Here is a 22,947-nt window from a genome sequence, read left to right as displayed (position 1 = left end):
GCCGCAGAAAGACAATCATCAAAGGAAAGAACGTGAAGTTTCTCGTTAATCACCTCCACTTCGTCGGCATCGGCGGCGCGGGCATGAGCGGCATCGCCGAGGTGCTCCTCAATCTCGGCTACGTCATCAGCGGCTCGGACATTGCCCGCACGCCCGTCACCGAGCGCCTGCAGGAGCTCGGGGCCCGCATTTTTCTCGGGCACGACAAGAAGCACATCCGCGGTGCGGATGCCGTGATTGTTTCCTCGGCCGTGAAGGCCGACAACCCGGAAGTGGTCGCCGCCCGCGAGCTCGGCATTCCCGTCGTGCCGCGCGCGGTGATGCTCGCTGAACTGATGCGCCTGAGGCGCGGCATCGCGATTGCGGGCGCGCACGGAAAGACCACCACGACGTCGCTTACCGCGTCGCTTCTTGCTGCGGGCGGGCTCGACCCCACCTTCGTGATCGGCGGGAAGCTCAATTCCGCGGGCGCGAACGCCCGCCTCGGAACCGGAGAGTTTCTCGTCGCGGAAGCGGACGAATCGGATGCGTCCTTCCTCAACCTCACGCCCGTGATCTCGGCGGTCACCAACATCGACGAAGACCACATGGATACCTACGGGCATGATTTCGAACGCCTGAAGAGCGCCTTCGTCGACTTTCTCGAGCGCCTTCCCTTCTACGGCGTTGCGGTCCTCTGCATGGACGACCCCAACGTGCGCGAGATCCGCCCCCGGGTGACGAAGCCCGTGATCGGCTACGGCCTCACCCCGGAAGCGAGCGTGCGCGCGATCGACGTTGAGGCCTCGGGCACGCAGATGCGCTTTACGGTGCTGCGGCCCGATCATCCGCCGCTTCCCGTGACGCTCAATCTTCCGGGCGTGCACAACGTGAGAAATGCGCTCGCGGCCATCGCGATTGCAACGCTTGCGGGCGTGAAGGATGCCGACATCGTGCGGGGCCTTCTTGAATTCCGCGGCGTCGGCAGGCGCTTCGCGCAGTACGGCGACATTCCGATCAAAAATGCGGAAGGAAAAATCACGGGAAGCTTCACGCTGATCGACGACTACGGCCACCATCCGCATGAAATGGCGGCGACGCTTGCGGCAGTGCGGGGCGCCTTCCCGGGCCGGCGCATCATCGTGGCCTTCCAGCCCCACCGCTATACGCGCACGCGCGACTGCTTCGACGCCTTCGTGAAGGTGCTCGAGGACGTCGACGGCCTCGTCCTCGCAAACGTCTATCCGGCGGGCGAGGATCCGATCGAGGGCGCCGACAGCGAGCATCTCGCCCAGGCGATCGCCGCGCAGGGGTATCACGAGCCCGTGGTCGTCAACGTTGAGGATGTGCCTGCGAGCGTGCGCGCCCTTGCAAAGGACGGCGACGTCGTGATCACGATGGGCGCGGGTTCGATCGGCAAAGCGGCGCCGAAGATCGCCGGTCTTGCCTGATCAGAGAATTTAAGGAGAGGAATCATGGCCAGTATGCTCAGCCGCGTGGTGGTGCTTCAGGGCGGCATTTCGTCCGAGCGCGAGGTGTCGCTCCTTTCGGGAAAGGGCGTCGCGGACGCGCTTCGCGCGAAGGGTCTTGAAGTGGACGTCTGGGATCCGGCATCGGACAGCGTCGGGATGCTCGAGGAAGGCGGCTACGACGCGGCCTTCATCGCGCTTCACGGAAAGCTCGGCGAGGACGGCTCCATCCAGGGGCTTCTCAACTGCCTCGGGCTCCCCTATACGGGTCCGGGCGTTGCCGCTTCCGCGATTGCAATCGACAAGGAAATGACGAAGGCGCTCTGGGTCGACGCCGGCATTCCCGTGCCGGCGGGCGCGAGGCTTTCCGCCCGCTCGGGCGATGCGGAGCTTCTTGCCGCAATCGACGCCTTCGGGAAAACCGGGCTTGTGGTGAAGCCCGGGCACGACGGCTCCTCGATCGGCGTCACGAAGATTCTTCCCGAAGCGCTGACGCTCGACGTCCTGCGCGATGCCGTCAGGGACGCGGCCAGGCGCGATGAGGACGAGGTGCTCGCCGAGGAATACATTCAGGGCCGCGAATTCACGGTTGCGGTTCTCGACGGCGAGGCGCTTCCCGTCATTGAAATCATTGCGCCCGAAGGAAGCTACGACTTCCAGAACAAGTACTACACCGATTCGGTGCGCTACGAATGCCCGGCAAAGCTCTCCGACGAAGAGTCGAAGGCGCTTCGCGAAGCCTGCGAAAAGGCCTTCCGGACGCTCGGCTGCCGCGGCTGGTCGCGCATCGACGCCATGCGCCGTCCCGACGGGGGCTTCGCGCTCCTTGAGATCAATACGTCGCCCGGGATGACCCCGCACTCGCTCGTGCCGATGGCCGCGAGAAGCGTGGGACTCGATTACGGCGAACTCTGCCTCAGGGTGCTCGGGCTCGCTCAAACGGATTAATCGGGAAAGCACGGGGCCGTGGAGGATTTCGAAAATACGCCGAGAAGCATCTCCTACAAGGGAGAAGCGCTCGAGCAGATCCCGCTCACCGGTACGACGAGCGTGCCGGAGGACGGCGCTCATCCTCAAAAAAGGCGTTCGGGGAGCCTGATCCGGGTCCTCGCGGCTCTTCTTTTTGCCGCCGCGCTCGCGGGCGCCTATCTGGCGGCTCCTGCCGTGACGGGACTTGACTACGTCAGGATCCACCGGCTTGAGATGAAGGGCGATACGGCGAAAGTGCCGCTTCCCCGCCTCAAGGAAGTCGTCGAGCCCGAGCTCGCGGGGAAGTCCTACTTCACGACCGACATCGCGGCCGTGCGCGCGGCTGCGGAAACCGTCCCCTGGGTGAAGCATGCGTCCGTGCGGCGCATCTGGCCCGACCGGATAGAAGTCGACATCACGGTTTATGAGGCCGCGGCTCAGCTCGAGGACGGACGCCTCATCAGCATTGAGGGAAAGCTCTTTTCGGCCAACCCCGAGGAAGGCGCGGAAGCCCGGAATCTTCCGACCTTTTCCTGCGCGGCCGAGGACGTGCCGGAACTTCTGAGGCGCTACCGCCGCTTTACGTCGCTCTTCGGCGACCTCCCTTTCCGCATTACGGCGCTTTCGCTTTCTGACCGGGGCAGCTGGTCGCTCGTCATTCAGGGGCCGAGGATTCCGCCGACCAAGGTGGAGCTCGGGCGCGATACGGCGGGGGCTCCCGTTGAGGAGCGCGTGCGGCAGGTGGCGGCAGCCTATCCCCGGATGGAAGAGCTCCTGGGCGGCCCGCCCTCATCCATTGACGCGCGCTACCGGCGCGCCATTGCCGCGGGCAAGGTGGACAAAAAGGCGCTGGAAGCCTATCTGGAGGAAAATGCCCGGGCGGAGGAGAAGAAGGAGCCCGCCGCCCTTCCGGCTGAAAATCCGGCTGAAGTCCCTGAAGCTCCTCAGTCTCCTCAGGCCGGATCGGAAGCGCAGTCCCCGGACAGCGATCAGGAAGGCGCCCCGGATGCGGATGATTCCGCCGACAGCACGGAGCTTGAAGCGCAGGAAAACACTCCCACGGAACGTTCAGAAGTGAGCCATGAAGCAGCAGAAGGAAAATAAGGAATTTTTCGCCGCCCTTGATGTCGGTTCCGACAAAGTGCTCTGCCTTGTCGCCCGCCCGGGGGATGAGCCGGAAATGCTGCGCGTGATCGGCATCGGCAATACGCCGTCGTCAGGCATCAGGAACGGCTGCGTGGTGGACGTCACGGCTGCCGTGGGGTCGATCCGGCAGGCCGTGAGGGAAGCGGGCTTCACGGCGGGCGTCGAGATTACGGGCGTCTGGGCGGCGATCGGCGGCCATACGCTGAAAAGCGCCAACTGCACGGGACAGACGGTGCTGCGCGGGCGCGAAGTCACGCGCGAGGACGTCGAGCAGGCAGAATTGAATGCCCGGCAGTCCGCGCTTCGCGACATGAAGGGCGAGAGCCTTCTCAAATTGATCCCGCAGGGGTACCGCTGCGGCGATCTGGTGACCGACAAGCCCGTGGGGCTCGTCGGGCAGAAGCTCGAGGCCGACGTGCATGCGCTCTACGGCTCGAGAACGAACGCCAATAATCTGAAGCATGCCATCCAGCGCGTGGGGCTCGAACTCATCAATTACGAGCCTCACCCCTGGGCGGCCGCACAGGGAGTGCTCTCGGAAACCGAGAAGACGTGCGGCACCGCGCTCATTGACATCGGCGCGGAGACGACCTCCCTCATCGTCTTTCGCGAGGGCAGGATTCTCTTCACGGACGTTCGTCCCTGGGGGGCGGAGCACTTCACGCGCGACCTCGCAATCGTTCTCGGCATCAGCCTTGAGGACGCCGAGGCGCTGAAGCTCCGCTCGGGCGAATGCCGGCTGTCGCAGGTGCTTCCCGGCGAAATCGTGCAGATCGAGGTGCACGGCCGCACGACCAGACCTTACGCGCGGGATCTACTCGTCAAGACCCTTTCCTCGCGCGTGCGGCAGTTTTTCGGCATTTACCGCAAGATGCTCGCCGACGCGGGCGTGCTCGACCAGATCGAGCTCGTGGTGCTCACGGGCGGAGGCGCGATGCTGCGCGGCATTGGCGAGGAAGCGGAGATTATTCTCGACAAGCACGTGCGCATCGGCATCCCGGATCGGGTCGAGGGCGAAAGTCCGCTTCTGCAGCGCTCCGACGCCGCCGTCGCCGCCGGACTCGCGGTCTGCGCCCTGAAGGAAAGCCTCTCCGGCCCCGAGCGCGCGTTCGGAATGCGGCGGAGCATGAGCTTCCTCGGGGGGCTCAAGACCTTCTTTCTCGGCGACTATTGAGGAAAGGCGCCCCCTCGGAAGAGATTCCCTTCAACGGACACACAGTTTTTTTCGGCAGCGGCGGGAGGCTTCCCGCCATCCTCAGAATTCGTAGATAATTTGCAGACTTTTCCATCAGAGGTTGAAATGGCTTTCGAAGTTCTCCCTGAATTTGATCCCCTGAAAACCGTCATCAAGGTGATCGGCGTGGGCGGCGGCGGCGGCAATGCCGTCGAGCACATGATTACGCACGGCGCCAAGAGCATTGAGTTCATTGCGGCCAATACGGATCATCAGGCCCTGCAGCGCTCGAAGGCGCACGTCAATATTCAGCTCGGCAGCACCGGGCTCGGCGCCGGCGCCCGTCCTGAAATCGGCGCCGCCGCCGCGCAGGAAAAGCGCGAGCAGGTGGCCGAGGCGATCCGCGGGGCCAATCTTCTCTTCATCACCGCCGGCATGGGCGGCGGCACCGGAACGGGCGCAGCGCCCGTGATCGCCGAGATCGCGAAGGAAATGGGAATTCTCACCGTTGCCGTCGTGACGAAGCCCTTCAGCTTTGAAGGCGCCCGCCGCATGCGCACGGCCGAGCAGGGCATTGAAAACCTGAAGGCCAAGGTCGACTCGATGATCGTCATCCTCAACGAGAAGCTCGAGGAGGAATGCCCGCCCAATGCGACGATGAAGGAGTGCTTTGAGACTTCGAACGAAGTGCTCTACAAGGCCTGCGTCGGCATTGCCGAGATCATTCACACGCCGGGCACGATCAACGTCGACTTTGAAGACCTGAAGACCGTCATGAGCGAACGCGGCAGCGCCATCATCGGCCTTGCCACGGCCTCCGGTCCCGACCGCGCGCGCGTTGCCGCCGAAAAGGCCATCGCCTGTCCGCTTCTCGAAGGCGCAAACCTTCAGGGCGCCCGCGGCATGCTCGTCTACTTCACGGGCAACGACAGCCTCACGCTTGCGGAAATCCGCGAGGCGATGGGCGTGCTCAATACCTTCGTCGCCAAGCAGGCGAACGTCATCTTCGGTTCCGCCATTTCGGAAGAAATGGGCGACGAGGTGCGCGTGACCGTGGTGGCAACCGGGCTCGACCGTCCGTTCGAGCCGGGCGAAGCGCCCGATACGTCGAACGGCACGGAAGCGCCCGACGTGGGTCAGGGGCTTCCCGCCGGCGCCATTCCGCAGATTGACGGCGCGGCCTACACGGCGCCCACGCTCGGCGGGGCTTCCATTCCCGCTGAGAAGAAGGCTGCTTCCGGGACCGACGCCTCTCAGGGCGAGCGGAAGGTTCCCGAACCCGTGACCGTTCCTTCGGGCAGCGGCTATGCGATTCCGACCTATCTGCGCTCGAGCGGGAGCTAAGACCAAATGTTTTCTCAGCGCACGCTCGGCGAATCGGTTGCCGCCGTCGGCATCGGGCTTCACAGCGGCAGAAAGATCCGCCTTGTTCTGAGGCCCGCTCCGGCCGATACCGGCATCGTCTTTCGCCGCGTGGACCTCGAGCCTCCCGTCGACATTCCCGCCGAGCCCCTCAATGTGAACGACACCCGCATGGCGACGACCGTCAATGTGGGGCGCGCCGCGGTGGCGACGATCGAGCACCTGATGAGCGCCTTCAGCGGACTCGGGGTCGACAACTGCATTGTTGAGGTGAATGCCCCCGAGATTCCCGTGATGGACGGTTCGGGTGCAAGCTTCGTCTACCTCCTTCACAGCGCCGGGATCGTCGAGCAGAATGCCGCGAGAAAGTTCGTGCGGATTCTGAAGCCGATTGAGGTGCGCGAGGGCGACAAGCTCGCGAGGCTCGAACCTCATGAAGGCTTCCGGCTTTCCTTCCGGATTGCGTTCGGGCATCCGGCGATCGATGCGACCGACCAGTACGCCGACATCGACTTTTCGCGCGTCAACTACGAGCAGGCGGTTGCGCACTGCCGCACCTTCGGCTTCGTGCAGGACGTGGAAATGCTGCGCCGCATCGGCCTCGCTCAGGGCGGGTCGCTCGACAACGCCATCGTGATGGACGAATTTCGGGTGCTGAATCCCGGGGGACTGCGCGAACAGGCGGAATTCGTGAAGCACAAGATCCTCGACGCGATGGGGGACCTTTATGTGTTGGGAGCCCCGCTCCTCGCGCACTACATTGCCGAAAAGTCGGGGCACGGACTCAACAATCAGCTCCTGAGAAAGCTTCTAGCGACGCCCGATGCCTGGGAAGAAGTGACTTTCGAGCATGCGAAGGACTGCCCGGTCGACTTCTGGCCGCAGCCCGCAGCCGTCTCGCCCGAGGAAGACTCCATAAAGTCGGACCGCTCTGGCAATACGCCGCTCTGAGGCGTTGCGCTTTTGCGTTGAAAAAGGCCCGTACTCTTTCGATGAGCGCGGGCTTTTCCTTTTCCGGTTGATGGAATCGCGGGCGTCAGAGCTTTGCGAGGCGGGCGGAGAAGTCGTTCGCCCAATCATCGAGCTTTTGCGCGAGGCGCTCCGTTTCCGTCCCGTCGGCGAGCGGATTGGCCGCCATCCCCTCGACCTGAGCGAGAAGACCGGAGAGTTCGTCAAATTCCTGCGTGAAGGCCTCGTGGTTCGCGCGCCTGAGCAGCATGCGGCTGCGGATTTCCCTGAGGTCCTCCCGGCGTGCGGCATCGGCTTCAGACGGAATCAGATTCGGATCGGGCGCGCGCGGGAGGCGTTCCTTCCAGACCGGGAGAATATCCCGAAGGATCTGGAGCTTTTCCTCAAGGCTCCCGGGAGCCGCTTCAGGAGGCTTCGGCGCTTTTGCGGCCTTTTTGCTTTTTTCCTCTGCTTCGCGCTCCTTCGCGGCCTTTTCGGCTTCCTCGCGCCGGGTGCGTTCGGCATCCGCCGATTCGATCGTGAGCACCGGAATCTTCGGCGCCGCTTCACGGCGCGCGGCTTCCGCCAGCTCAAAGGCGTTGGCGAGCGACTTTTCGAGCGCAGAGAAGAGGATGCTCCGGGACGTTTTTTCGCCGGCATCCCTGGGCGACGAGAGGACGGACGAGAAATTTTTAAGCGCGTCCTCCGCCTTCTGAACGAGGGCGCGCCGTTCTCGCCAGAGACTGAGTCTTGCGAGCTGACGCTCCCTCAGCGCGCTCGTTTCGGGAGAGGCCGCCGCCTCCGCTTCGGTTGGAATGATGCTTTCGTTGGGAGAGATCCCGAGCGCGGAGAGAATGTTCCTCAAATGCTCGCGCAGGATTCCCGCGAGTGCTTCCAGCCGCACTTCGACGGGGTTTTCGCCCGGGAGCTCTCCATCCGGGAGGCTCGTGCGGAGCATCTCGGCCGCTTCCTGCAGGTATTCCGATTCGGAGGAGAGCGCATTGAGCGCGCTTTCATCCTCCGGGCGGCGAAGATCGATTTTGCGCAGTTCCGCAAAGTCCGAAGCGAGGGCCGAGGCGGAGAAGCTCCTCGGGACGCGCAGTTTCGGCCGGTCGCTCTCAAGGGTCTTTTCGAGCGCCCCGAGCTTCATGAAGGCTTCGGAGAGCTTCTCTTCAATTTCCGATCGGGAATTCCAGATGAGAAGAAGACGCGAACTCCGGGGCGAGAGCGCTTCCTCGGGCGCCTTTTCGCCTTTTTTGCGGGCTTCCGCGAGGCGCGCGACGTCGGCGGCCAGCGTTTCGTCGCCCGCAAGAATGTTGCCCGCAGGCGGAAGCCGGTCGCGGGCCTTCTCGAGGGCTTTCTTCGTGACGCGGATTTCGGCGAGGAGCCTTGCGAGACTCCCGCGGAGCTGTTCGCGAAGCGCCATATTGGGGGGCGGCGCGGAAAGGCCGGCGCGGAGCGCAAGCGCGCGCTCCTCATCGGATTCCTTTGAGGGTTCGTGCGCGCTCTCCTTCTTCTGCCTTTCCTCCTCGACCTGAGCGGTGAGGCGCTCCCTCGCGTCCTTTACGCTCCGCAGGGTGGCGGAAAGTCTGCGGGCGAACGCAATGACTTCGTCTCTGAGCGCAGGGAAGTCGACGGCTTCCTCTTCCTTTCCGGCCATTGCGCGCGACTCGAGCGCATTGAGCATGGGAAGAAGGGCCTTCCTTTCGGCATCCGCCCCGTTTGCGGCCTTTTCAAAGACCGCGCGGCGCGCGATGCGCTTGAGCATCCTCCCCCTTACGCCCGCGAGTTCCTCGCTTGCGGCTGCGGCGGCCTCTTCGGGAACAAGATGCGGGTCGGGAGCATGAGGGAGCTTTTCCCGGAGTCCCTTGATTTCGCTGCCGAGCTTCTCGAGCCGCTCGTGCTGGGCTGTAATGGCGGTGAGGACGGCGAGCGGAAGCTCTTCGGAATTGGGTTCGAGCGTATGCGCGAGCGCCCGGATCTGTTCGCGCAGTTCCGGGTTGATGAGCTTTTCGGCGGCGGAGAGAAGTTCCGCAGCGGCAATGATCGAGGGCGTTCTCACGGGGGAGGTCTTTTCGGCTTCCTCTTCCGCGGCGCGTCTGCCGCGGAGCCTGAATTCGACCCCGAGAACGGGCACCCCGTCGGCCACGAGCTTTTCAAGGAGGCGCTTTGAGAGGTTTCTTAATCGTGAGAGCTGTGCGGCGCTGTCGGTGATGAAGACCGCCTTGTTGTTCTCAATGCGCACGCCCCGGCCGGTCTCGTAGTCGAGCGCGAGTCCCATGGCTTTGATGACGGGCGCGACCGCTTTCCCGGCCCGCAGGGAGAGCGCATAGGATTCAACCAGTCCGGCCGTGCGGGAGCTTTGTTCGAGCGAGCGCTGCGGGGAACGGAAGCCCCGGCGCTTCAGCTGAAAATCGGCGGGCATTCGGCGCAATTTGGGCACGGTGGAACCTCAGAAAAAGATGCCTGAAAGAAAACTTTCCTTGCCAAATCCCGGATGCGTTAAGGTATTGATCCTCCGCAATCTGCGATAATCCTGCGGTTACGCTGTGGGAAGCTCTTGCCCGGCGGCAGGAAAGCTGCGGGCAGAGGAGACGATGAAAGCTCATCAAAGCCCGCTTCATTGAGGTGAAGAGTCTACCCAAAGTCTTCCATTCTTCCCTGAGCCGCTTCGCGGCAGCGCAACCCGTTACCGGTCCCCTTTGGCGTCCTGAGGATTCTCCCCGGACGGCCTTCTTTTGGTGCGGACCAGAGAATTCCGAGCTAAGAACAATGTTTGACGAACTTTTAACCAAGATCTTCGGCAGCCGCAACGACCGGCTGATTAAGCAGTACCAGCGCAAGGTGGCGCAGATCAATAAGCTTGAACCTGCCATCCAGGCGCTTTCGGATGCCGAACTCCAGGGAAAGACGCAGGAATTCCGCGACCGCATCGCCAAGGGGGCGACGACCGACGAGCTTCTGCCTGAAGCCTTCGCCGTGATGCGCGAAGCTTCCCGGCGCGTGCTCGGCATGCGCCACTTCGACGTGCAGCTGATCGGCGGCATGGTGTTGAACGACGGCAAGATTGCCGAAATGCGCACGGGCGAAGGCAAGACGCTCACGGCAACGCTCGCCGTCTACCTTAATGCCCTTCCCGGCAAGGGCTGCCACGTGGTGACGGTGAACGACTACCTCGCCTCGCGCGACGCGGACTGGATGGGGCGCGTCTACAACTGGCTCGGCCTCACGGTCGGCAAGATCCTCTCGCAGCAGGATACGGAAACGAAGCGCGCGGCCTACGCGTGCGACATCACGTACGGCACGAACAACGAGTTCGGCTTCGACTACCTGCGCGACAACATGGAGTACGACATCAAGGGGCGCCGTCAGAGAGGACTCTACTATGCGATCGTCGACGAAGTCGACTCCATTCTGATCGACGAGGCGAGAACGCCGCTCATCATTTCGGGTCCTGCCGACGACAATACGGACCTCTACATCAAGATCAACGAGATCCCGCCGCTCCTCACGCGCCAGACCGAGGAAAAGGGACCGGGCGACTACTGGGTGGACGAAAAGGCCCACCAGGTCTACATCTCCGAATCCGGCCACGAGAAGCTCGAGAAGATCCTTTCCGAGCGCGGTCTCGTTGCTCCCGGCGAATCGCTTTATTCGCCGAAGAACATCATCCTCATGCACCACCTGATGGCCTCGCTCAAGGCCCATACGCTCTTCCATCGCGATCAGCAGTACGTGGTGCAGAACGGCGAAATCGTCATCGTCGACGAATTCACCGGCCGTCTGATGCCGGGCCGCCGCTGGAGCGAAGGCATCCACCAGGCCGTTGAGGCGAAGGAAGGCGTGCGCATCCAGCAGGAAAACCAGACGATGGCGTCGATCACCTTCCAGAACTACTTCCGCATGTACGAGAAGCTCTCGGGCATGACCGGCACGGCCGATACGGAAGCCTACGAGTTCCAGGACATCTACGGCCTTGAGACGGTTGTGATTCCGACCCACCGGAAGATGATCCGCATCGACGAGCAGGACAAGGTCTACCGCACCGTTCAGGAAAAGTACAACGCGATCGTGAAGGACGTGAAGGCCTGCCACGAAAAGGGCCAGCCGGTGCTTCTCGGCACGACGTCGATTGAAAATTCCGAACTCCTCTCGAACCTCCTCACGAAGGAAGGCATTCCGCACAATGTCTTGAACGCCAAGCAGCACGAGAAGGAAGCCCAGATCGTTCTCGAAGCCGGCCGTCCCGGCATGGTGACGATTGCGACCAACATGGCCGGCCGCGGCACGGACATCGTGCTCGGCGGCGGCATCAACAAGGCGGTCGACGAGATCGAGCTCGATGAGTCCCTCACGCCCGAACAGAAGGCGGAGAAGATCGCCAAGGTGAAGGCCGAGTGGCAGGTGCTCCACGACGAGGTGGTGAAGGCCGGCGGCCTTCGCATCATCGGCAGCGAACGCCATGAATCGCGCCGCATCGACAATCAGCTCCGCGGCCGTGCGGGCCGTCAGGGCGACCCGGGGTCGTCGTGCTTCTATCTCTCGATGGAGGACCAGCTCCTGCGCATCTTCGGCGGCGACCGCATGCGCGCCATTGCCGACCGTCTGAAGCTCGAGCCCGGCGTCGCGATCGAATCGAAGATGCTGACCCGCATGATCGAGTCGGCGCAGCGCAAGGTCGAGGGCCGCAACTACGACATCCGCAAGCAGCTCCTTGAGTTCGACGACGTTCAGAACGACCAGCGTCACGAGATCTACGGGCTGCGCAACGAGATTCTTGAATCCCCGGATTCGTCCGAGATGGTGAAGAACCTCCGCGAGGGCTATTTCCAGGATCTCTTCAGAAGCTACGTGCCTGCCGATACGGTTGAGGAGCAGTGGGATCTCGACGGTCTCTCCGAAAAGCTCAAGAACGAATTCGGCATCGAGGTTCCGTTCCGGAAGATGCTCGACGAGAACGAGCAGACGACCGACGAGGATCTCCTCACGGCGCTTCTCGCCCGCGTGAACGAAATTTACGAAGCGAAGGAAAAGCTTGTCGGCCACGAAGCGTTCGCGAGCTTCACGCGCTCGGTGCTGCTGCAGGTCATCGACCAGCTCTGGCGCCAGCACATCGCAGCGCTCGACGCTCTGCGTCAGGGCATTTACCTCCGCGGCTACGCTCAGAAGCAGCCGAAGCAGGAATACAAGCGCGAAGCCTTCAGCATGTTCGAGCGCCTCCTCGACTCGATTCGCGAAACGCTCGTCTCGGTCGTCATGCGCGTTGAGATCAAGCTCCCTGAGGAAGCTCAGGCCGCGACGGACGCCAACATCGAGCAGGGCGAAGCGCGCGCGGATGCGGCTCGTCTCGCAGACGGCGGTTCGACCACCGATCCGATGCCGCAGGATGCGGGAAGCTCGCTTGACCTTCTTTCCGACGAGGAAAAGGAAGCACGTCTGCGCGAACTCTTCCGCCATGTCGGGCGCAATGATCCGTGCCCGTGCGGTTCCGGAAAAAAGTTCAAGGACTGCCACGGAAAGCTCCAGTAATCTGAAGCTTTTCAAGATGCCTTTCTGCGCCTGAACGAGGCGCATTCGTTCGCCCGGCTGGATTCCTGCAAAGAGGACCCGCCGGGCGATTTCATTTTCCAGAGGGGAATTTCTTCATGATCCGCATCGGGAGCAGCTTTCATGTGACGGGAATTCGGTTTCAGAGCGATCCCTCCGGAACCGTCTTCGCGGCGGATCTCAGGCGCGGAACGGAGTGGACTGCGCGCACAGCCGGCCGGACGCTTCCCGCCGGCGCCCCGCGCGAGGACGGATCTGCCGCTCGCATTCAATGGGCGGCCGCAGAGAAGCGCCGCGCATTTCCGGCAAAGCTCTTTATTTCGACATCCGTCGGCATTGCCGGGTTCGGGCCGCTTTCGGACCAGACGGCTTTGGCGCTCGAGGATGCTGCATCCGGGGTCCTGGGCGTGGAGAAGGAAAATCTTATTGCCGCAGCCGCCGGGCCGGTGCTTGAGCACTATCCCGTCGGAAGCCTGATGGAGGCGCTTCAGGCGGCCTGTGCGCAGTCCTTTCTCGACGAGCCCTGTGGCAGGGGCGCCGAAGCGCTCGGTCTCCCCTTTCGAATCGCCGAAGGGGCGCTTGAAATGGGGGCGGCGGTCTTCCATGCGGAGCGCGCCGGAGGAGAAGTCTGGATAGCGGCCGCAAGCGCGGGCATCGGGCGCGAGGTGCTGGAAGGCGTCCGGGATCGTCTCTGGCTTGCGGGGCCGGCAGCCTGGCGGGCGTCCTCCGGAATCCATCCGGGCGACGTGTTGATTCTCCTTGCCACGGGCGCTTCGCCGATCGCGGAGGTCGCTTCGGAAGAAGACCCAAGAACGGAATCGGTGATTGCGGGGCTCTCCACGGCCCTCTCGCAGCTCGTGCGGAAGCGCGCCCTCGCTGCAGGCGGGCGGATTCCCTTCGGGCTATTCGGTGCGGAAACAGCCAGGGAAGCAGAAGCCGCGGCAGGCGTGCTGGCGCGGTTTATACCCGGAATTCTTCGAAGTCTCTCCGCGGTTCAGGGAGAGAAGCGCTCAGGCGAAGCGCTCCTTGACGGCATCCGGTGCGCTCTTCTTTCTGCGCCTTTGCCGGGGCTCGAGCGCGCGCTTGTCCGCGTGACGATCGGGGAACTGATGCTTTCTCCCGGCCTCAGGGCGGCGGCGCCGCTTCCGGGGAGCCTCATCCAGGCCTGGCGCGAGGGAAGCGCAGAACTTCGGATAGACCTTGGACGCGGCGCCTGCGGCGCCGTCTTCTGGGCCTGAAGCGGCGGATCCGGAAGAGGCCGGATTACGACCTCCCGGTGCCGGATGCTTCCTTCGCCTCTTCCCGGCGTTCCTCGTTGGCAAGAACCTCCTTCATGGCGCGTTCGGCCTTTACTTCCCTCAGGAAATAAAGAAGTGCCGCGAGCGTGAGCGCGAACCAGAGCACGAAGCCGTAGGCGATGGCGTTGAGCCCGGCGCTCTTGCCGAAAATCATGATGACGACGTTTGGAATGCAGGTGCCCATGTAGCTGATGAGGTAGAGCGCGGCGAGAAGCCGCGCGCGCTCCATGATGCGCGAGCCTTCGAGCAGCATCTTGAAGGAGGCCGCTGTGAGCGCCCCCTGGGTGGCGCCGCAGACAAGCGCAAAGGCGATGAAGAGTTCCGGGAGCCGCCAGGCGACCGAGAGAAAAGTCCCGCATCCGGTGACGACGTAGAGAAGCCCCACCGGCGCAAAGACCTTGAGCGGCGGGAATTTGGCGGCGGCAAAGGCGCCGAGTGCGTTGGGGAGAACGAGCGAAATGTAGACGAGGCCCGAGAGGAGCGCGATCGGGGCGTCGGTCCCCCAGAGCCCTTCGGCAACTCTTGCGGAGAACCCCTGGAAGAAGCACGTGAGCGCAGAAGTGCCGACAAAGCCGGTTGCGGCGAGCGCTAGTCTCTTTCCGTAGCCCGGAGGCGGCATGACGGAGGGCTTCAGAATGCCTTTTTTCGCGCTTTTTGTCGTGACGGTTTCGCTTGCGAGAAATACCAGCAGCGAGACCAGGAGTTCAAGGACAAGCACGCAGAAGAAGAGCCCCCGGGTGCCTGCAATCTGCGTTTCAATGGCAACGCCCGCGCCGATGGTGGCAATGACGAAGCCCGCGAGCGGGCCCGATGAGCTTACGGCCGTGGCAAGCCAGCTGCGGCGGGGCGGCGCGCTGTCGACGCACCAGCTCATGGCGGCCGTCGTCGTGATGCCGCAGGCAAGGCCCTGAAGCAGGCGCCCGGCCATCAGAAAAGCGGGCGTATTCGCGAGAAGGAAGAAGGCGCAGGCGGCGAGTCCGAAAAGAAGGGAAACGAAAACCGCACCTCTGCGGCCGATCACTTCGGAGAGCCTTGCAAAGAAGAGGAGCGAACAGGCGTTCCCGATCACGTAGAGGAGCACCGTCATGCCGATGGCGGCAGTGGAGAGCCCGAACTCGCGCGTCCAGGTGCTCATGAGAGGCACCGGGAGCGCTGAGGCGCCGAAGGCAATAAGCACCGTAAGGGACGCGGCGGTAAAGGTCAGGCTCTGACGGGGAAGAAGGGAAGATGTCTGAGTAGACATTCAGGACTCCGGAAAAACGATTCCGGAAGTCTATGAAGGTATGGCGCCCCGGGAGTTGTCGAAAATCTCGAAGAATAGATCAAAAATCTCAATTTTCTGCCGGGCGCGCGACGAGCCTGGGGCAACTTGTTTACAGAAAGCCGTGAGGCACGCCTGCCTGAACGACATCTGCAGATCGTGCAGATTTGAACCGTCTTAAACTTGCAGAACGTGTCATTTTGATCTGTTTCATACTTGCAGATCGTGTATAAATTTTTATAGTTTATTGAAAAATATAGAAAAATAATAATAATCTGACAGAAGGTCATCCGGGACTTCAGGCATCGGCTGCCGTCATCGCTTTTATCTCGGTGAAGGGAGCTTCTCCGTCAGCTTCGCGGAGCGTGCTCTGGAGCGTGGCCTGGAGCAATTTCCGGGACTCTGCGCGGCTTTTCCTCGGCGTTATGCCTTCCTGCCGGCGGAAAGTTCTTGCTTGGAAAGAAGATCCGGCATCGCGGTACGGGAGTCGTCGTACTGAAAGACTGCGCAGATTACAGCAAGCAAAGTCGGCGCGGATAAGAGACAATGCATTCTGCGCGCGCGGAACAAATGATGCTTCCGCGCTCATCGTTGGAGAATATTGTGAGCGACAAGGTTGTTGATGTCGCCGTCGGCGTGCTGATTCGCGAAGACGGCAGAATGCTTCTCGGTTCCCGTCCTGAAGGCAAGCCCTATGCCGGCTACTGGGAATTCCCGGGCGGAAAGCTTGAAAAGAATGAAACGGTTCATCAGGCGCTTGCAAGAGAGCTTGAGGAAGAGCTCGGCATTGCGCTTGCGGACTCCACGCCCTGGTTCGTGAAGGAGCACATTTATCCGCATGCCCACGTGCGGCTCCATTTCCGCCGCTCCCACGATTTCGTGGGTACGCCCGTGCCGAAGGAAGGCCAGGAGTGCGGGTTCTACGCGGCCAATGAGCGGACCCCCGGCCTCATGCTTCCCGTTGATCAGGCGATCGTGAACCGCGTTGAGCTCCCCGAGGTTTTTGAAGAGTCTTCGGACCTCCTCACGCTGTCGCGCAACGCCCTTCAGGCGACGATCGTTCGCGACCGCAGCTACCGCTGGGTCGGCGCCCGCGCCGAAACGATGGACGATGTGTTGAAAGCCGTCGCCATGGATTACGACTTCGTCATCGTTCCGCCGGAAGCCTTTGACGGGCTTCTCGTGAACGGTGAACCGCGCATTCCGACCTATGTCGACGGTGCGCCCGCTGCCGACCTTGCGTTCTGGCAGGCGAAGGGCGCTCACGGCGTGAAGCCCGTGATTTAAAGAAAGAGCGAAAGATTCTTCCTCAACGGCGGCGCCTGCGGGCGCCGCTTTGCTTTCCGGCCTCGAGCCGATCCCGGAGTTCGTCGGCGCGCCGCGCCGCATCCTCGAATTCCTCCGGCGACATTCTGTCCGCGGATCCGGGCTCGCCCTGGATCCGGTAGCCGTCATTACCCCATTCGCCGAGGTCAATCATCTTGCAGCGCTCGCTGCAGAAGGGGCGCCAGGGATTTTCGCGGGAATATTCCGTCATCTTGCCGCAGATCGGGCAGGGAACTTTCATTTATTTCTTTCCTGAGACTTTCAGGTCTTATTGGCAAAGGCCAAGCTGGAAGGGAATGGTTTCATGCACTGCGTGAAGCTTGTGGCGCTCGTCGGGGAGCGAAAAGCGAATCCAGAGCATGTATTTGTTGGCGCTCACCTCAGGGATGAGCTTTGCTTCCTGCGGGAGCCAGACCCGCGCAAGGCTGTAGTTCTTCCCGGTGACGGAAAGCTGGAGCATCCCGTTGACGGCTTTTTCGTTCGTCACCCGGGTGCTCGAGCGCATGAGCCTGAGAATGAGATTCACGGCTCGAATGGTGGGCGCGAGCGATTCCGTGAGGGAAAGAAGTTCCTTCCTTCGTTCCTCGGGCGGGCGCGAGAGCCAGTAGTGAAGCTGCGGCATGTCGAATTCGCAGGTGCCGCCCGGCAGATGCTGGCGGGTGCGGATGAGCTGCAGCCATTCGTTGTCGCGGATGCTTTGACCCGAGCGCCCAACCACCTGAGAAACCTCGCGCGAGACGCTGCTCACTTCCTGAAGAAGTTCGGAAAGATCCTCGTCCGGAGATCCCTTTTCGCGGCACCTTGCTTCAAGCGCGCATTTCTGACGCAGAAGCTCCTGCACCAGGTCGTTTCTGAGGTCGCTTCTTGCCGCTACGTCGGCGAGATCGAAAATCGTGCCGATCGCGGCCTGATGCGCAATGGCGCAGTCCTGACTGCAGTACCAGTCAAAGCGCTTCGCGAGCGACTCGAACCGAAGAAAGAAGCGGTTCTTTTCGCTGCAGGGAAATTCGTAGAGAAGCAAGCCGGAGTTCTGCATTGGGCGGGGAGAAAATGCGTCGGGATAGCCGCGGCCCGGAGAGAGGCCGCCGTCGTCAGCACATCTTAACGGAGCCGCAATCGCGAGTGAAGCGCCGGCAAAAGATGGCAAAGATTCTTGCTCGGCTCCTTCTGAAGATGGCTCAGGCGCGAAGCTGAGGAAGAACCGCTCCAGCCCAGGAACGCACGCGTCTTTCGAAGCATTCCTTCGGGCAGTCATTCATGATGACGTCGTCTGCAGCGAGAAGCCTTTCCCGGCGCGACGCCTGAGCGGCCAGAAGGCGCTTGGCGGCTTCTGGGGAAAGCCCTGAACGCGTCCGAAGCCTTTCAATCTGAAGGGCTTCCGGCGCATCAATCACAAGAATGCGGTCGGCGCGCTCCCGTGCGGCAGGGCTTTCAATCAGAAGCGGGCAGTCGTAAATGACGACGGGGGCGTCCTTGTGCACTTCGTAGAGCAGGCGGTCCACCCTGACGGCGAGCTTCGCGTGCACGATGGCTTCAAGCTTTCTTCGGGCGTCCTTGTCGCGAAAGACAAGCTCGCGCATCTTCGGACGGTCGAGAGCGCCGTCGGGCGCTGCCATGGCGCTTCCGAACACCCGGATGATTTCGGGCATGGCCTCGCCGCCCGCAGCAGTGAGCGCGCGGGAAATCTGGTCGGCATCCACGACGGGGTAGCCCATCTCGGCCAAAATTGCCGCAGCGGTGCTTTTGCCTGATCCGGCGCCTCCGGTAAGTCCCAGAATCCAGCCCATGAAAATCCCCCGATGCAGATAAGAGAAAAGGCGCTGTTCCTTGCGAAACAGCGCCTTTGAAACCTGGTCGGGGTGAGAGGATTCGAACCTCCGACTCCTACGTCCCGAACGTAGTACTCTACCAGGCTGAGCTACACCCCGAGATCTTCATCGTTTGAACGCTTATCGATCACGTCTAACAGTGAAGGACAGCAATTCTAGCAGACTTGAATTAAAAATGGAAGGGGGAATTTGAGAAAGTGCCTTGCGGCCTCTTTCGAGTTCCTGTTCCGCTCGCGTCTTGCAACGATCAAGAGCGCCGGATCTTATCACAATGGAAGAGATTTTGTCAAAGTCTCCGTCGCCTTTTCGGACAGCCTCGTCAATGAGCGCCTGTTCCTCGGGCGTGGCGGAGGCCCTGGCATAGATGAGCGGAAGCGTCATCTTGCCTTCTCTCAGGTCGGCGCCGAGGTTTTTGCCGATGTCCTTGGCAACGCCGGTGTAGTCGAGGATGTCGTCGGCGATCTGGAAGGCGTTGCCGAGCGCGAGCGCGTATTCGGCGACGGCTTCCTCGGCTTCAGGCGAGCATTCCGCGATGGCGGCCGCCATGCGGGCGCCGGCCTCGAAGAGGCAGGCGGTCTTCCTCTCAATCACCCGGAAGTAGCGCGTCTCGTCGACCGACGGGTCGTGCGCGTTCACCATCTGGATGACTTCGCCTTCAGCGAGGCGGTTCGCGGCGTTCGAGAGCGCTTCCATGACGCGCAGGTTTCCTGCGCGGACCATCATCTGGAAGGAGCGCGTGTAGAGGAAGTCGCCCACGAGCACCGCCGCGCCGTTGCCCCAGCGCGCATTGGCGGTCGGACGGCCGCGGCGCATGGCGCTTTCGTCGACCACGTCGTCGTGCATGAGGGTTGCGGTATGCAGAAGCTCAATCGTGGCGCCGAGGTAGCAGCAGAGATCGCCCTTGTAGCCGAGCGCGCGGCATATGAGGATCAGGAGCGCCGGGCGCATGCGCTTTCCGCCAGCGCTCGTGATGTAGTCGCTGATTTCATGCATGCGGCTCACGTCGCTCGCGAGTTCGCTGCGGATCACGTCGTCGACCGCTTTCATGTCGGGCGCAATGGGGGCGAGAAGCCGGCGCACGAGCGCCTTCGGGTCTTCGGCAGAAGTGGTTTGAGTCATAGTGCTTGGTTGCTGCCTGTTTTCAGGTGTCCGGCAACATCGGAAGACGAAGCCGGAAAGAGAGAAACAAAGTATAACCAAGGGCATTGCGCCCGCCCTCTGCATGATCTCGGATAGTCGTGCGGAAAAATGGGAATTTCGCTTGACGCACCCTTCATGCGGGTGAAATAATGCGCCTCTTTCCACGCAATGGACGCGCCCAGAGTGTGTCTGCCGGGGATCCCCTCCGGCCGCACAGGCACGTCGAGTACAAAAAGGCTTCGCATAAACCTGGATTTTCAGGTTGAAGCGGGGCGGCGAGGTTTATTTACATGTACGCGATCATCAAGACCGGCGGTAAGCAGTACCGCGTCAGCGTCGGCGATTCCGTTCAGGTCGAGCTTCTCGGCCAGGACGCCGGCTCCCAGGTTACCTTCACCGAAGTTCTCGCTGTTTCCGGCGAGGACGGCCTCAAGGTTGGCAAGCCCGTTGTTGAGGGCGCCACTGTTACGGGCACCATCACCAAGCTCGGCCGTACCGACAAGGTTCGCATCTTCAAGTTCCGCCGTCGTAAGCACTCCATGAAGTCCGGCGGTCATCGCCAGCACTTCGCTGAAGTTCGCATCGACGCGATCAATGCTTGATTGGTTCTTAATTCCTCTCTTTGAGTAAAAGAAAATGGCACATAAGAAAGGCGGCGGCTCTACCCGCAACGGTCGTGATTCCAAGGCGAAGCGCCTTGGCGTGAAGGTTTTCGGCAATGCGGCCATCAACGCCGGCGGCATCATCGTCCGTCAGCGCGGCACGCAGTTCCATGCCGGCGACAATGTCGGCACGGGCAAGGACTACACCCTCTACGCGCTTGTCGACGGCGTCGTCAAGTTCGAAGTGAAGGGTGCGTTCCATCGCCACTACGTTCACGTCGAACCGACGGCCCTCTGATCTCCTCTGTATTTGAGATCAGCCGGCCGGACGAAAGCGGACTTCTGCTCCTTATGAAGCGGAGGTCCGTTCCGGATCGAAAAAAAGCCCAGTGCGGATCTCCCGGCTGGGCTTTTGCGTTATAAGCATCCTCAATCTTTTTTTATTCCCCGACATTTTTATCGAGGCCTATTGTGAAATTCGTCGACGAAGCCAGAATCGAGGTTCAGGGCGGCAAGGGCGGCAACGGCGCCGCGAGCTTCCGCCGCGAGAAGTTCATTCCGAAGGGCGGCCCTGACGGCGGCGACGGCGGCCGCGGCGGCTCCGTGTGGGCTGAGGCTGACCGCAACATCAATACGCTCGTCGACTATCAGTACACGAGAAAGTTCTTCGCTCCCGCGGGCGAAAACGGTCGCGGCGCAGACTGCTACGGCGCGGGCGGCAAGGACATCGTCCTGCGCATGCCCGTGGGCACGATCATCCGCGACACGGATACGGGCGAAACGGTTGCCGACTTGGCCGAGCACGGCGCCCGCGCGCTTCTTGCCGCCGGCGGCAAGGGCGGTCTCGGGAACCTTCACTTCAAGAGCTCCGTCAACCGCGCTCCGCGCCAGTTCACGCCGGGCGAACCCGGTCAGTACCGCTCGCTCGAGCTCGAACTCAAGGTGCTCGCCGATGTGGGCCTTCTCGGGATGCCCAATGCCGGCAAGTCCACCCTCATTTCGGCGGTGTCCAATGCCCGTCCGAAGATTGCGGACTATCCCTTTACGACGCTTCATCCGCACCTCGGCGTGGTGCGCGTGGGTCCGGAGCAGAGCTTCGTTCTTGCCGACGTCCCCGGTCTCATCGAAGGCGCGGCGGAAGGCGCCGGCCTCGGACACCTGTTCCTCCGTCATCTTTCGCGCACGAAGGTGCTGCTCCATGTGATCGATGCCTGCCCGATCGACGAATCTGTCGATCCCTTCGAGCAGGCGCACGCGCTTGTGGGCGAACTCGAAAAGTACGACCCGGAGCTTGCCGCCAAGCCCCGCTGGGTGGTCCTCAACAAGATGGACCTCGTCCCCGAAGAGGATCGCGAGGCGCTCATCAAGAAGTTCCGCGATGCCTTCGCCCGCGAGCATGAGCCGGTGTTTGCGGTCTCCGCAGCCACCCGCGAGGGGCTCCCGGAGCTTGTGAACAAGCTCGCTCAGAAGATCGACGAGGATCGTCGCGCCGAGCAGCAGTTCCTGGACGACGAGCGCTTCGACGAAGCGCGCAATACTCCCTTTGATCCGGCCGCCAATTAAAGACGCCTGACGAGATCCTCTTTCCCCCGGGCGGAGCTTTCAAGAGGGAAGCATGCGCCGCCCGAATTCTTCGAAGGTCGCAACATGACTTCACTCTTAGAGAATGCCCGCCGCATCGTCGTCAAGGTCGGCAGCGCGCTCGTCACCAACGAGGGACGAGGCGTCGACATCGAGGCGATCGAGCGCTGGGCGCATCAGATTGCCGAGCTGCGCGCCATGGGGCGCGAGGTTGTGCTCGTGAGTTCCGGCGCCATTGCTGAAGGCATGAAGCGCCTCGGCTGGACCACGCGCCCCTCGCGCGTGTGCGAGCTTCAGGCGGCCGCCGCCGTGGGACAGATGGGTCTCGTGCAGGCCTATGAGGAGCATTTCGCCGCGCACGGCATCGGGACGGCGCAGATTCTCCTCACGCATGCGAACCTCGCCGACCGCGAGCAGTATCTCAATGCCCGCATGACCCTGATTGAGCTTCTTTCCCTCGGGATCGTTCCCGTCATCAACGAGAACGACACCGTGGTGACCGAGGAAATCAAGGTGGGCGACAACGATACGCTGGGGGCCCTCGTCACGAACCTCGTTGAAGCTGATGTCCTCGTGATCCTCACGGATCAGAAGGGGCTCTATACGGCGGATCCTCGCTCGAACCCGGATGCGGAATTCGTCGCGGAAGCCGCTGCCGGCGACCCCAAGCTCGAAAAAATGGCAGGGGGCGCCGCGAGCCAGCTCTCAAAGGGCGGCATGATCACGAAGATTCTCGCCGCAAAGCGCGCCGCGCGTTCCGGCGCCGGTACCATCATTGCCTCGGGCCGGGAGGAAAACGTGCTGGTGCGTCTTGCCGAGGGCGAACTGATCGGCACGCATCTGAAGCCCGCTTCGTCGGTGCTTCACGCGAGAAAGCAGTGGATTGCGGACCATCTGCGCTCCGCCGGCCGGCTCGTGCTCGATCCCGGCGCCGTGCGCGCGCTCCGCGAAAGCCATACATCGCTTCTTCCTGTCGGCGTCAAGGCCGTTGAAGGCGACTTCGTGAGAGGCGAAATGGTGGTCTGCGTCGACGAGGAAGGTCATGAGGTCGCCCGCGGGCTCGTGAGCTACGCGAGCGATGACGCACGCCGCATCTGCCGCGCGCACACGGAGGACATCAGCCGCATTCTCGGCGCCTGCGATGCGCCCGAAATGATCCATCGCGACAATCTTGTCGTGCTCTGAATTTAAAATATCTCCCGCTTTTTTTGCCGCTTCCGCATGACTGCCAATCAGCGCTCACGAAAGCGGCTTCAACACTCCCAAACGCTTCCCGCAGGAGCACGAGAGGGCAGGACGCCCCCCCTGAAGCTCCT

19 protein-coding genes and 1 tRNA gene are annotated in these 22,947 nt (G+C 62.3%); 13 read left to right on the top strand and 7 right to left on the bottom strand.

The window, feature by feature from the left end:
• The first annotated feature begins 32 nt into the window (after positions 1 to 32).
• The 6 genes from murC to lpxC all read left to right on the top strand — a co-directional run bounded on the left by murC (position 33) and on the right by lpxC (position 7,050).
• Positions 33 to 1,430, top strand: coding sequence for a UDP-N-acetylmuramate--L-alanine ligase (gene murC / locus Q0106_RS09600; protein WP_297612133.1), 1,398 nt, complete (start codon positions 33 to 35; stop codon positions 1,428 to 1,430).
• 24 nt (positions 1,431 to 1,454) lie between these two features.
• Positions 1,455 to 2,396 (top strand): D-alanine--D-alanine ligase, encoded by a 942-nt coding sequence (locus Q0106_RS09595; protein WP_297612130.1) that lies wholly within the window; start codon positions 1,455 to 1,457, stop codon positions 2,394 to 2,396.
• An 18-nt stretch (positions 2,397 to 2,414) separates the two neighbouring features.
• Positions 2,415 to 3,521, top strand: coding sequence for an FtsQ-type POTRA domain-containing protein (locus Q0106_RS09590; protein WP_297612127.1), 1,107 nt, complete (start codon positions 2,415 to 2,417; stop codon positions 3,519 to 3,521).
• On the top strand, positions 3,499 to 4,737 hold the full coding sequence (gene ftsA, locus Q0106_RS09585) for a cell division protein FtsA (RefSeq protein WP_297612124.1): 1,239 nt from the start codon (positions 3,499 to 3,501) through the stop codon (positions 4,735 to 4,737). Before Q0106_RS09590 ends, ftsA begins: the two co-directional genes overlap by 23 nt.
• Positions 4,738 to 4,863: 126 nt before the next feature.
• Positions 4,864 to 6,081, top strand: a complete 1,218-nt coding sequence (gene ftsZ, locus Q0106_RS09580) for a cell division protein FtsZ (protein WP_366139503.1) — start codon at positions 4,864 to 4,866, stop codon at positions 6,079 to 6,081.
• Between the two features lie 6 nt (positions 6,082 to 6,087).
• Positions 6,088 to 7,050, top strand: coding sequence for a UDP-3-O-acyl-N-acetylglucosamine deacetylase (gene lpxC, locus Q0106_RS09575; RefSeq protein ID WP_297612121.1), 963 nt, complete (start codon positions 6,088 to 6,090; stop codon positions 7,048 to 7,050).
• Between the two features lie 85 nt (positions 7,051 to 7,135).
• Here the strand turns inward: lpxC and Q0106_RS09570 are convergent, their stop codons facing one another.
• The gene (locus Q0106_RS09570) at positions 7,136 to 9,472 is read right to left on the bottom strand and encodes a hypothetical protein (RefSeq protein ID WP_297612118.1); all 2,337 of its coding nucleotides are present in this window, start codon (positions 9,470 to 9,472) and stop codon (positions 7,136 to 7,138) included.
• A gap of 347 nt (positions 9,473 to 9,819) precedes the next feature.
• On the opposite strand from Q0106_RS09570, the gene secA reads away from it, so the two are divergent.
• Both secA and Q0106_RS09560 read left to right on the top strand, forming a co-directional pair.
• Positions 9,820 to 12,576 carry a preprotein translocase subunit SecA gene (gene secA / locus Q0106_RS09565; RefSeq protein ID WP_297612115.1) on the top strand — a complete coding sequence of 919 codons (2,757 nt, stop codon included), beginning with the start codon at positions 9,820 to 9,822 and terminating at the stop codon, positions 12,574 to 12,576.
• 116 nt (positions 12,577 to 12,692) lie between these two features.
• Positions 12,693 to 13,832 (top strand): hypothetical protein, encoded by a 1,140-nt coding sequence (locus Q0106_RS09560; RefSeq protein WP_297612112.1) that lies wholly within the window; start codon positions 12,693 to 12,695, stop codon positions 13,830 to 13,832.
• A gap of 25 nt (positions 13,833 to 13,857) precedes the next feature.
• On the opposite strand, the gene Q0106_RS09555 is transcribed toward Q0106_RS09560, so the two are convergent.
• Positions 13,858 to 15,135, bottom strand: a complete 1,278-nt coding sequence (locus tag Q0106_RS09555) for an MFS transporter (RefSeq protein WP_297612108.1) — start codon at positions 15,133 to 15,135, stop codon at positions 13,858 to 13,860.
• Positions 15,136 to 15,726: 591 nt separating this feature from the next.
• On the opposite strand from Q0106_RS09555, the gene Q0106_RS11905 reads away from it, so the two are divergent.
• On the top strand, positions 15,727 to 16,440 hold the full coding sequence (locus Q0106_RS11905) for an NUDIX domain-containing protein (RefSeq protein ID WP_366139504.1): 714 nt from the start codon (positions 15,727 to 15,729) through the stop codon (positions 16,438 to 16,440).
• A gap of 22 nt (positions 16,441 to 16,462) precedes the next feature.
• Here the strand turns inward: Q0106_RS11905 and Q0106_RS09545 are convergent, their stop codons facing one another.
• The 5 genes from Q0106_RS09545 to Q0106_RS09525 all read right to left on the bottom strand — a co-directional run bounded on the left by Q0106_RS09545 (position 16,463) and on the right by Q0106_RS09525 (position 19,427).
• Positions 16,463 to 16,720: a DNA gyrase inhibitor YacG gene (locus Q0106_RS09545; protein ID WP_297612105.1), complete on the bottom strand. Its 258-nt coding sequence runs from the start codon at positions 16,718 to 16,720 to the stop codon at positions 16,463 to 16,465.
• 27 nt (positions 16,721 to 16,747) lie between these two features.
• Complete coding sequence (zapD, locus tag Q0106_RS09540; RefSeq protein WP_297612102.1) at positions 16,748 to 17,515, bottom strand: cell division protein ZapD; 768 nt, start codon at positions 17,513 to 17,515, stop codon at positions 16,748 to 16,750.
• 142 nt (positions 17,516 to 17,657) lie between these two features.
• A complete protein-coding gene (gene coaE / locus Q0106_RS09535; protein ID WP_297612099.1) occupies positions 17,658 to 18,266 on the bottom strand; it encodes a dephospho-CoA kinase in 609 nt (202 codons plus the stop codon).
• A gap of 64 nt (positions 18,267 to 18,330) precedes the next feature.
• A tRNA-Pro gene (locus Q0106_RS09530) sits at positions 18,331 to 18,407 on the bottom strand.
• Between the two features lie 21 nt (positions 18,408 to 18,428).
• Entirely contained in the window at positions 18,429 to 19,427 is a 999-nt protein-coding gene (locus tag Q0106_RS09525) for a polyprenyl synthetase family protein (RefSeq protein WP_297612096.1), read from the bottom strand.
• Between the two features lie 311 nt (positions 19,428 to 19,738).
• Here Q0106_RS09525 and rplU point away from each other — a divergent pair, with 311 nt between their 5' ends.
• The 4 genes from rplU (at position 19,739) to proB (ending at position 22,816) form a co-directional block, all read left to right on the top strand.
• Complete coding sequence (gene rplU, locus Q0106_RS09520; RefSeq protein ID WP_139688518.1) at positions 19,739 to 20,050, top strand: 50S ribosomal protein L21; 312 nt, start codon at positions 19,739 to 19,741, stop codon at positions 20,048 to 20,050.
• Between the two features lie 34 nt (positions 20,051 to 20,084).
• Positions 20,085 to 20,348 carry a 50S ribosomal protein L27 gene (gene rpmA / locus Q0106_RS09515; RefSeq protein WP_139688519.1) on the top strand — a complete coding sequence of 88 codons (264 nt, stop codon included), beginning with the start codon at positions 20,085 to 20,087 and terminating at the stop codon, positions 20,346 to 20,348.
• 173 nt (positions 20,349 to 20,521) lie between these two features.
• The gene (gene cgtA / locus Q0106_RS09510; protein ID WP_297612091.1) at positions 20,522 to 21,613 is read left to right on the top strand and encodes an Obg family GTPase CgtA; all 1,092 of its coding nucleotides are present in this window, start codon (positions 20,522 to 20,524) and stop codon (positions 21,611 to 21,613) included.
• A gap of 84 nt (positions 21,614 to 21,697) precedes the next feature.
• The gene (proB, locus tag Q0106_RS09505) at positions 21,698 to 22,816 is read left to right on the top strand and encodes a glutamate 5-kinase (RefSeq protein WP_297612088.1); all 1,119 of its coding nucleotides are present in this window, start codon (positions 21,698 to 21,700) and stop codon (positions 22,814 to 22,816) included.
• The last annotated feature ends 131 nt before the right edge of the window (positions 22,817 to 22,947 follow it).

It is taken from the genome of uncultured Sutterella sp. (assembly GCF_937923675.1).
Classification (GTDB): Bacteria; Pseudomonadota; Gammaproteobacteria; order Burkholderiales; family Burkholderiaceae_F; genus Sutterella.
Note: the sequence above shows the minus strand (reverse complement) of the source record. Positions and strands in the feature narration are given on the sequence as shown.

Bases quoted from the DNA above. Each gene is read 5' to 3' on its own strand.
- Q0106_RS09595 (WP_297612130.1), top strand. From the start codon at position 1,455: ATGGCCAGTATGCTCAGCCGCGTGGTGGTGCTTCAGGGCGGCATTTCG.
- ftsA (WP_297612124.1), top strand. From the start codon at position 3,499: ATGAAGCAGCAGAAGGAAAATAAGGAATTTTTCGCCGCCCTTGATGTC.
- ftsZ (WP_366139503.1), top strand. From the start codon at position 4,864: ATGGCTTTCGAAGTTCTCCCTGAATTTGATCCCCTGAAAACCGTCATC.
- lpxC (WP_297612121.1), top strand. From the start codon at position 6,088: ATGTTTTCTCAGCGCACGCTCGGCGAATCGGTTGCCGCCGTCGGCATC.
- Q0106_RS09570 (WP_297612118.1), bottom strand. From the start codon at position 9,472: ATGCCCGCCGATTTTCAGCTGAAGCGCCGGGGCTTCCGTTCCCCGCAG.
- secA (WP_297612115.1), top strand. From the start codon at position 9,820: ATGTTTGACGAACTTTTAACCAAGATCTTCGGCAGCCGCAACGACCGG.
- Q0106_RS09560 (WP_297612112.1), top strand. From the start codon at position 12,693: ATGATCCGCATCGGGAGCAGCTTTCATGTGACGGGAATTCGGTTTCAG.
- Q0106_RS09555 (WP_297612108.1), bottom strand. From the start codon at position 15,135: ATGTCTACTCAGACATCTTCCCTTCTTCCCCGTCAGAGCCTGACCTTT.
- Q0106_RS11905 (WP_366139504.1), top strand. From the start codon at position 15,727: ATGCTTCCGCGCTCATCGTTGGAGAATATTGTGAGCGACAAGGTTGTT.
- Q0106_RS09545 (WP_297612105.1), bottom strand. From the start codon at position 16,720: ATGAAAGTTCCCTGCCCGATCTGCGGCAAGATGACGGAATATTCCCGC.
- zapD (WP_297612102.1), bottom strand. From the start codon at position 17,515: ATGCAGAACTCCGGCTTGCTTCTCTACGAATTTCCCTGCAGCGAAAAG.
- coaE (WP_297612099.1), bottom strand. From the start codon at position 18,266: ATGGGCTGGATTCTGGGACTTACCGGAGGCGCCGGATCAGGCAAAAGC.
- Q0106_RS09525 (WP_297612096.1), bottom strand. From the start codon at position 19,427: ATGACTCAAACCACTTCTGCCGAAGACCCGAAGGCGCTCGTGCGCCGG.
- rplU (WP_139688518.1), top strand. From the start codon at position 19,739: ATGTACGCGATCATCAAGACCGGCGGTAAGCAGTACCGCGTCAGCGTC.
- rpmA (WP_139688519.1), top strand. From the start codon at position 20,085: ATGGCACATAAGAAAGGCGGCGGCTCTACCCGCAACGGTCGTGATTCC.
- proB (WP_297612088.1), top strand. From the start codon at position 21,698: ATGACTTCACTCTTAGAGAATGCCCGCCGCATCGTCGTCAAGGTCGGC.